General features: G+C 63.0%; 9 protein-coding genes and 1 pseudogene. 8 read left to right on the forward strand and 2 right to left on the reverse strand.

Going from position 1 to position 9105, the window contains the following annotated elements:
* From PHD22_RS15255 to PHD22_RS15275, 5 genes are all read left to right on the forward strand, one after another.
* A partial coding sequence (locus PHD22_RS15255) for a tRNA-dihydrouridine synthase family protein (protein ID WP_299868737.1) occupies positions 1–955 on the forward strand: 955 nt, incomplete at its 5' end.
* 16 nt (positions 956–971) lie between these two features.
* Entirely contained in the window at positions 972–1667 is a 696-nt protein-coding gene (locus PHD22_RS15260; protein WP_299868740.1) for a methyltransferase domain-containing protein, read from the forward strand.
* Positions 1664–2377 carry a UPF0149 family protein gene (locus PHD22_RS15265; protein ID WP_299868743.1) on the forward strand — a complete coding sequence of 238 codons (714 nt, stop codon included), beginning with the start codon at positions 1664–1666 and terminating at the stop codon, positions 2375–2377. The genes PHD22_RS15260 and PHD22_RS15265 overlap by 4 nt, the downstream gene beginning before the upstream one ends.
* Positions 2378–2380: 3 nt before the next feature.
* On the forward strand, positions 2381–2713 hold the full coding sequence (locus PHD22_RS15270; RefSeq protein WP_299868746.1) for a YkgJ family cysteine cluster protein: 333 nt from the start codon (positions 2381–2383) through the stop codon (positions 2711–2713).
* Positions 2714–2801: 88 nt separating this feature from the next.
* Complete coding sequence (locus tag PHD22_RS15275) at positions 2802–3017, forward strand: RNA-binding S4 domain-containing protein (protein WP_299868749.1); 216 nt, start codon at positions 2802–2804, stop codon at positions 3015–3017.
* 70 nt (positions 3018–3087) lie between these two features.
* Here PHD22_RS15275 and PHD22_RS15280 read toward each other — a convergent pair whose 3' ends face one another.
* Positions 3088–3378 carry a YchJ family metal-binding protein gene (locus PHD22_RS15280; protein WP_366520750.1) on the reverse strand — a complete coding sequence of 97 codons (291 nt, stop codon included), beginning with the start codon at positions 3376–3378 and terminating at the stop codon, positions 3088–3090.
* A 39-nt stretch (positions 3379–3417) separates the two neighbouring features.
* Positions 3418–3567 (reverse strand): annotated as a pseudogene (locus tag PHD22_RS16950) (SEC-C metal-binding domain-containing protein); the annotation flags it as partial.
* Positions 3568–3671: 104 nt separating this feature from the next.
* Here PHD22_RS16950 and PHD22_RS15285 point away from each other — a divergent pair.
* The 3 genes from PHD22_RS15285 to acnB all read left to right on the forward strand — a co-directional run.
* Positions 3672–6218 (forward strand): ATP-binding protein, encoded by a 2547-nt coding sequence (locus tag PHD22_RS15285; protein WP_299868755.1) that lies wholly within the window; start codon positions 3672–3674, stop codon positions 6216–6218.
* Positions 6219–6230: 12 nt separating this feature from the next.
* Entirely contained in the window at positions 6231–6617 is a 387-nt protein-coding gene (locus PHD22_RS15290; protein ID WP_299868757.1) for a response regulator, read from the forward strand.
* A gap of 206 nt (positions 6618–6823) precedes the next feature.
* Positions 6824–9105: bifunctional aconitate hydratase 2/2-methylisocitrate dehydratase (gene acnB / locus PHD22_RS15295; protein WP_299868760.1), on the forward strand; the 2282-nt coding region annotated here is incomplete at its 3' end.

Genomic DNA, 9105 nt, shown 5'->3' on the forward strand with positions numbered 1-9105 from the left:
CCCGATGGAAGGTCTTGCCGACGACATCCTCCGGGAGGTCCTGACCCGCGTGGGCGGCTACGATTTTGCGGTGACGGAGTTTGTGCGGGTGTGTGGTGTGCGTTTGCCCCCCCGGGCCTTTTTCCGACTCTCGCCGGAACTGCGTACCGGGAGCCTCACCTCGTCTGGTACGCCGGTCAGGGTTCAGTTGCTGGGTTCCGATCCCCTGTCCATGGCGGAGAACGCTGCCCGTCTGTCAGGCCTGGACCCTGCTGGCATCGATTTGAATTTCGGTTGCCCCGCACCAACGGTCAACCGTCATGGGGGCGGGGCTGCGCTGCTCGACGAGCCCGAGGTGTTGCATGCCATCGCCCGCGCCATCCGTCCCCGGGTGCCGGCCCACATCCCGTTTACCGCCAAGATGCGCCTGGGCGTAAATGACACGGAAAAGGCCCTCGACTGTGCCCGCGCGCTGGCAGAGGGGGGGGTGGAGGGTCTGGTGGTGCATGCGCGCACCAAATCGGACGGTTACCGTCCTCCTGCTCATTGGGAATGGGTCGGGCGCATTGCGGACGTGGTTCGGGTCCCCGTGGTGGCTAACGGAGAGGTGTGGAGCGAGGCCGACTGGATGCGCTGCCGTTCGGTGAGTGGGGCTGCTGACGTGATGCTTGGCCGGGGCGCGGTGGCCGATCCTTTCCTCGCCCGGCGGATTCGTGCAGGGGGAGACCCTAAGCCAGACCGAGGAGCCGAATGGTCCGAGTTGCTGCCCTTGATCGGGGAGTTCTGGCTGCGTGTCCTGGGTAAGGTGGAGGCACGCCACGCCCCCGGCCGGCTCAAGCAGTGGCTGAACCTGCTGCGTCGCAATTTTCCTCAGGCCGAAGTGCTCTACGCGGCAGTACGTCCCCATCGGGAGGCCCATCGGGTGGCCCAGATACTGGCTGATCAAGGGGTGCCGCTCTTGCGGGTGGCCGCTTGAGCGTAGAATTGATGCGATGTACGCCAATTCCAGGATTCCCGAAAGCGCCCAGCAGGGTGTGCACGAAAATCTCCTTGAGCGGGTCGAGAAACACCTGCGCAACGAGTTTCGCAAACCCTGCACCGATTACAACAAGGCTGCCTTTGCCGCCAGCCTCGCGGGCTGGAACGGGCAGGCTCCGCTGATTCTGGACGCCGGTTGCGGCGTGGGACACAGCACGATCCAGCTGGCCAGGACCTTTCCTGACCACTGGGTGATTGGCGTGGACCAGTCGGAGGACCGGCTCAGCCGAAAAAAACCCTATCCGGATGCCCTGTTGCCCAAAAACATGATCTTCATCCGTGCGGACCTGGTGGATTACTGGCGCCTGATGAGTGAGGCCGGCGTCCGCCTTGCGCGGCACTACATCCTCTATCCGAATCCCTGGCCCAAGATTGGTCATCTGGCCCGTCGCTGGCATGCCCATCCAGTCTTCCCGTTCATCCTGCGTCTGGGTGGCCGGCTGGAGTGTCGCAGCAACTGGAACATTTATGTGGAAGAGTTCGCCCTCGCGGTGGGGGTGATGACCGGCACGGTCCCGGCCTGGGAGCCCTTGGAGGCCCCCTCTCCGCTGACCCCTTTTGAACGCAAGTACCGGGATTCCGGCCAGACCCTTTATCGGTGTGTGGTGGAGCTCGATCGCCCAACGACCCTGGAGAAAAATCAGCCATGAACGCGCCCCAATCCATTCCGATGACCGAAGAAGAGCTGGAGCAGCTCGAAGACCTGCTGGTCTCCGACGAGGTCCCTGCCGATTGCATGAATCTTGAAATGCTCGACGGCTACCTGGCTGCGATCGTCAGCTCCCCGCTGCCCATTCCGATGGAGCAGTGGCTGCCTGCCGTCTGGACGGCTGATGAGGGCGAAGTAGGGTTCGGCTCCGGTGCTTCCCTCCAGAAGGCCATCGAGCTGGTGCTGCGTTATTACAACGAGCTGGTTCAAATGATCGCAGACCAGGAAGGGGATGAGGAGGGTGAAGCCGAGGGGTGGCAACCTTTCTGCTACGCCCAGGGAGGTGATGACGATCCTGCCATCGGGGAGGAGTGGACCGCGGGCTTTCAGCAGGGTTTTGAACTGTGGCCGGCCGAATGGTCGGACAGCGTGCCCGAGACAGCCATTGCCGAGTCCCTGCTTGAAACCATCCTCGGTGAAGAGGAGGAGGTGGCCAGTCCGGCCGATGCCGAAGCCCAGCTGGCCGAGTTGGAGCAGAAGGGCATTGCTGTGCAGCACCTCTATCAGAACTGGCGTGCGTTGGGCTTGCCCGCCCCCGACCCCGTGGTGGTGAGCGGCGCAGTGGCAGCCACGAGTGGTCCGGGACGCAATGAGCCTTGCCCCTGTGGCAGCGGCAAGAAGTACAAGAAATGCTGTGGTGCCAGCGTCTGAACCATGGCCGATCCCTGTCTTGACTGCGGGGCCTGCTGCGCCAGCTTCCGGGTGGATTTTCATATCTCCGATCTGGAAACCTGCCCGGGCGGCAGTGTCCCGCTAGCCCTGACCGTGCCGGTGACGGCGACCCTGGTACGCATGAAGGGGACCGACGCGGGTCCCCCCCGCTGCATCGCGCTTGAAGGGGAGGTGGGTCAGGCCGTGTGCTGCACCATTTACGACCGCCGCCCTGGGCCCTGTCGGGACTTCGCCCCCTACGCCTCCCTGGGCATTGGCGATGAGGGATGCGCCCGGGCTCGGCAGCGGCACGGATTTCCACCGCTCGGAGCTTAGGAGGCGCTGGGCGATTGGCGTAACGCGATGGCTCTGACACAATCCGCTGTTCCTGCAGTAATACTGCATTCCTACGGAGACTGACACCATGACCATCCGCTTCCCTGTCGAAGGCGAATTCATCCAGCTTGATCAGCTCCTCAAGGCCGTCGGCCTGTGCGGATCGGGGGGGGAGGCCAAGCAGCGGGTGGCAGACGGCGCCGTACAGGTGGATGGCGAGATCGAGAACCGCAAGCGCGCCAAGTTACGTCCCGGTCAGCGCATCGAATTTGCAGGCGAAACCATAGAACTGGTGGCGGTTTGATCCAGGGAGGCCCCATGTCACTGCTGCGGCTCCCGGTGAGGTGTGCCCCCACCGGCAAGGGCGTGGGCGCTTACTTGGGGTGGATGTCTCCGTCCATGTATAGCCATTGCCCATCCCGTCGTGTGAAACGGCTTGTTTCGTGCAGCCGGTGGGCGCGTCCACCAATTTTGTAGCGCGCCACGAACTCCACGGAAGCGTGGTCTTCGTCGATGGGGAGGTGCTGCCTGACCTGCAGTCCCAGCCACCGGGCAGGGGGGTCTTCCTGGAGATCCAGTCCTGCCGGACGGAAATCCGGATGCCAGGTGGCGAGCAGATAGTCTTCCCGGCCCAGGGTAAACGCCGTGTAACGTGAGCGCATCAGGGCCTCCGCAGAGGGCGCAGGGAGGTGTCCGTCGAGGTAACGGCCGCAGCAGAGGGCGTAACTGGCAGAGGCGCCACAGGGGCAGGGTTGCGTCATGTCATGAGCAGGCAGAAGGATGGCAGAGATCCGATTCTCGCGGCACTGCGGCGTGCCTGCAAGTACGTATTCCCTTGAGATTTCCGTTGGCATGCCGATAAATGGTCCATATTTTCCCCGGGTTCGGGTAACAGAGAAAAATTGGCGTGGGCCTGAAGGGTTCAGGCTGAGCGTCTTGGGGGACGGATGAGCTCATCATGGAACTGAAGCATTGGGCCAGGGGGATCCGCGGCAAACTGATAGCGATCTTCGTCGTGATCAAGGTGGTGCCGTTGCTGTTGCTCGCGGTTCTGGCCTGGGGCATGGCTCAGACACTGGGGGAGACGGTGAGCAGGCAGGCCGGGGTGTTGGCTGAGTCGATGCTCTCTGCCATTCGCCAGGTGGGGGATGAGGCCACCGGAGATGCCATCAAGGCGCTGGACGACCGGGCTCGTGAGGATATCGAGCGCCTGACCACCGATACGGCCCGGGCGGTCGCCTCGTTCCTCTACGATCGGGATGCGGACGTGTTGCAGGCCGCCCAGATCGAGCCTGGCGAGGCGGCCTATCAGGCCTTTCTGAGGTATCGGTTGCGTACGCTCCACAGGCATGGTCCCTGGCAGCTGTCTGCGGACCGCAGTCGTTGGGAGCCGGCCGGTCCCGAAACCTGGGACGAATCCCTGGCTGCGGATCCCGCCCAGACGCTTTCTGACAATGCCAAGGCCTTCAGCGCCCGTCCGCCCGAATATCTGGGGTCCGAGGAGAAGCGCCCGCTTTTTGTGGAGATGAGCTTCGTGGATCTTCGGGGGCGCGAGCGGGTCAAGGTCACCACCGGTACCCTGACCCGCAAGACGCTTGAGGATGTGAGTACGCCGGCAGGTACTTTCCTGCGGGCCGAGACGTACTGGCCGGCGTTGCGTCGCCTCAAGTCCGGTGAGATTTTTGTTTCAGAGGTGATCGGGGCGTATGTGGGAAGCCGGGTGATCGGTCCTTACCTGCCCGCCGCAGCGGTCAAGGCCGGGGTCGAATTCAAGCCGGAGGACTCGGCCTATGCCGGCACCGAGAATCCGGTAGGGCGCCCCTTCAGGGGGATTGTCCGCTGGGCTACGCCGGTGGAGCGGGGGGGGCGCATCGTGGGTTATGTGACCCTCGCTCTCGATCATGATCACATCCGCCAGTTCACCGACCGGATCACGCCCACGGATGCCCGTTATACGGTCATTAACGACGCCATCGTCGGCAACTATGCCTTCATGTGGGACCACAAGAGCCGGGCCATCTCCCACCCCCGGGATTATTTCATCCCCGGGTTTGACCCGGCCACCGGCGAGCGGGTTGTGCCCTGGATGGATCAAACCCTCTATGAGGCCTGGCAGGCATCGGGCAGGCGCTGGAACGAGTTCTCCCGGGGCGTGCTTCCGTTTGACGGGCAATCCCTCAAGAAAAAGCCCGCAGGCGCGCTCGTCAAGGCTGGGACTGTGGGGCTGGATTGCCGCTACCTGAATTTCTCGCCCCAGTGTGCGGGCTGGAACCAGCTCACGGAGCGGGGCGGATCCGGCTCCTTCGTGATCTTCTTCTCGGGCTTGTGGAAACTGACGACGGCGGCGGCCATTCCGTACTACACGGGGCAGTACGGCGCCACACTCAGAGGCTTCGGCTTTGTGACCATCGGTGCCAACGTGGATGATTTTCATCGGGCGGCGACCGACTCCGCGGCACGGATCGGTCAGACCATTGCGGAACAGGACAAGAGCTTCCAGACGCAGCGTCAAGGCCTCCTGGATGCCATCGAGAAGAATCTCGCTCAGACTGCTGCGGCCCTGAGCATTTCGACGCTGCTGATGGTGGTGCTGGTGATCATCGTGGCCATCTGGATGGCCCAGTTCATGACCCGTCGCATTACCCGCATGATAGAAGGGATGGGCCGCTTTCAGGCGGGGGAGCTGTCCCACCGGCTGGAAGTGCGCTCTTCCGACGAGATGGGGCAACTCGCCCGCTCCTTCAACGCCATGGCCGATGAGGTTCAGGAGTCCTTCAAGCGTTCCGAAGATGCGCGCACCCGGGCCGAGGAGGCCAATAAACTCAAGTCGGTCTTCCTGGCCAGCATGTCTCACGAGTTGCGGACCCCGTTGAACGGGATCCTGGGTTACTCGGAGCTGCTCCAGCTGGAACTGACCGATCCGGCCCAGCAGGAGTTCGCAGCGACCATCCACAGCTCCGGGCAACATCTCCTGGATATCGTGAATGATCTGCTGGATCTGGCGAAAATCGAGGCAGGCCGGATGACGGTCCGCCTGGCACCTCAGGATCCGGCCCGGCTGGTGGCCGAACTGGCTGGTGGCCACCGAGCCCATGCCCAGTCGAAGGGGCTGGAGCTGGAGGTGTGCGTTGCTGCGGGGTTGCCCTCCGAGACGGAGCTTGATGCCCAGAGGGTTCGTCAGATTCTGAACAACCTCTTGAACAACGCGATCAAGTTCACTGACAATGGAAGTGTGGCCTTGGGGGTTGGCATTGAGGAAGGGCGGTTGGCCTTCTCGGTGAGGGATACAGGGCCGGGCATTCCTCTTGAAGCGCAGCAGATCATTTTCGAGAAATTCCGACAGCTGGATCAGTTCCTGACCCGAGAACACGGGGGAACGGGGCTCGGTCTGGCTCTGGCCAGGGAGCTGGCGGTGTTGATGAAAGGAGAGTTGCGTCTTGATTCCCGTCCGGGAGAGGGTTCCACCTTCACTTTGTACCTTCCGTTTTCTCAAACGGTTTCCTGATCCATGTCCGCCATGAGCGATTCCTCCTGTCCCCGCAAGCGTGTCCTGATCGTCGACGACAACGCCATCAACCGCCGTCTGGCGATTGCCTTCGTCACCCGCCTCGGCATGGATTCGGCCGAGGCTGCGGACGGCCCGACAGGTCTTGCGATGCTGGAAGTCGAACCCTTTGATGTGGTTCTTCTCGACATCAGCATGCCGGTCATGTCGGGGGAGGAGGTCCTGGCCCGGCTCAGAGCCGACAGCCGGTTCAGCGGGCTGCGCGTGATTGCCTATACTGCCCATGCCCTGCCTGAAGAGAAACAGAGCCTGGTGGAGGCCGGCTTTGACGATCTGCTGATCAAGCCTATCAATCTCAAGGCAGTCGAGGCCGTGCTGGCCGACTATCTTCGTGGCTGAGGCTTCCGGTTTGGCCCACCCGCGGGCAAATATGGAATGTGCAGGCGCACAATCGATACAGAAATAAAATATAATATATATAAGACTTGGCCCACCCATCAGAACAAGGTGCCAGTCCATTCGGGAGAGGCGCTCCGGATCCGATAAGACCGGTCGCTCCAGTCAGCACAAACGTCATGTAACCACCGTCTAGGAAGGATCTACCCATGCTTGAAGCCTATCGTCAGCATGTTGCCGAGCGCGCTGCCCTCGGCATCCCGCCGCTGCCCCTGTCGAAGCAGCAAACCCAAGCCCTGGTTGAACTGCTGCAGAATCCGCCGGCCGGTGACGAAGCCTTTCTGGTTGAGCTGCTGACCTACCGTGTTCCTGCCGGTGTCGATGATGCTGCCAAGGTCAAGGCCGAGTTCCTGGCCAGGGTTGCCAAGGGTGAAGTGGCCTGTGCTCTGGTTTCCAAGGTCAAGGCGACCGAGCTGCTGGGCACCATGCTCGGCGGCTACAACGTCAAGCCCCTGATCGACCTGCTCGCCGACGGTGAAACCGGTGCCGCTGCGGCCGAAGGCCTAAAGAAGACCCTGCTGGTGTTCGACTTCTTCCACGATGTCAAGGAACTTGCCGACAAGGGCAACGCCAACGCCAAGGCCGTGCTGCAGTCCTGGGCCGACGGCGAATGGTTTACCTCCCGCCCGGCGGTTCCCGCTTCCCAGAAGCTGACCGTCTTCAAGGTCACCGGCGAAACCAATACCGACGATCTGTCCCCGGCGCCGGACGCCTGGTCCCGCCCCGACATCCCGCTGCATGCCTTGGCCATGCTCAAGAATCCGCGTCCGGGGATCGAGCCTGACGAGCCGGGTGCCCGCGGCCCCCTGAAACAACTTGAAGCGCTGGCTGCCAAGGGCAACCTGATCGCCTACGTCGGTGACGTGGTCGGTACCGGCTCTTCCCGCAAGTCCGCCACCAACTCCGTGCTGTGGTTCACCGGCGAAGACATCCCCTTCGTCCCGAACAAGCGTTTCGGCGGCGTGTGCCTGGGCTCCAAGATCGCCCCGATCTTCTTCAACACCATGGAAGATGCCGGCGCCCTGCCGATCGAAATCGATGCCGGTCAGATGGACATGGGTGACGAGATCGAGCTGAAGGTGGATGAAGCCTCCGGCAAGGTCACTGCCCTCAAGAACGGCACCGTGATCGCCGAGTCCCAGCTCAAGACCCTCGTCATCCTCGACGAAGTCCGTGCTGGCGGCCGTATCCCCCTGATCATCGGTCGCGGCCTGACCACCAAGGCGCGTGAAGCCCTGGGTCTGGCCCCGTCCACCCTGTTCCGCCTGCCGCAGAACCCGGTCGATGCCGGCACCGGCTACTCGCTGGCCCAGAAAATGGTTGGCCGCGCCTGTGGCCTGCCCGAAGGCAAGGGCGTGCTGCCCGGCACCTACTGCGAGCCCAAGATGACCACCGTCGGCTCCCAGGACACCACCGGCCCGATGACCCGTGACGAGCTGAAGGATCTGGCCTGCCTCGGCTTCTCCGCCGATCTGGTGATGCAGTCCTTCTGCCACACCGCGGCTTACCCCAAGCTGGTGGACGTGCGCATGCACCGCGAGCTGCCGTCCTTCATCTCCACCCGCGGCGGCGTGTCCCTGCGCCCGGGCGACGGCGTGATCCACTCCTGGTTGAACCGTCTGCTGCTGCCTGACACCGTCGGCACCGGTGGTGACTCCCACACCCGCTTCCCGATCGGCATCTCCTTCCCGGCCGGTTCCGGCCTGGTGGCCTTTGCCGCTGCCACCGGCGTGATGCCCCTGGACATGCCGGAATCCGTGCTGGTGCGCTTCAAGGGCCAGATGCAACCCGGTATCACCCTGCGTGACCTGGTCAATGCCATCCCCCTGTACGCCATCAAGGCCGGCCTGCTGACCGTCGAGAAGAAGGGCAAGAAGAACGTCTTCTCCGGCCGCATCCTGGAAATCGAAGGTCTGCCCGACCTGAAGGTCGAGCAAGCGTTCGAGCTCTCCGATGCCGCCGCCGAGCGCTCCGCTGCTGCCTGCGCGATTGCCCTGAACAAGGAGCCGATCGTCGAGTACATGCGCTCCAACATCACCCTGATGAAGTGGATGATCGCCGAAGGCTACGAGGATGCCCGCACCCTCAAGCGTCGCATCAAGGCCATGGAAGACTGGATCGCCAACGGCACCCTGCTGAAGGGTGACGCCAACGCCCAGTACGCCGCCGTGATCGAGATCGACCTGGCCGAAGTCACCGAGCCGATCTTGGCCTGCCCGAACGACCCGGATGATGTGAAGGTGCTGTCCGAAGTCGCCGGCGACAAGATCGACGAAGTGTTCATCGGCTCCTGCATGACCAACATCGGCCACTTCCGTGCTGCCGGCAAGGTCCTGGAAGGCAAGTCCGACATCCCGACCCGTCTGTGGATTGCTCGGCCGACCAAGATGGATGCGCTGATCCTGACCGAGGAAGGCTACTACGGCGTTCT

Source organism: Zoogloea sp., assembly GCF_028693495.1.
Classification (GTDB): domain Bacteria; phylum Pseudomonadota; class Gammaproteobacteria; order Burkholderiales; family Rhodocyclaceae; genus Zoogloea.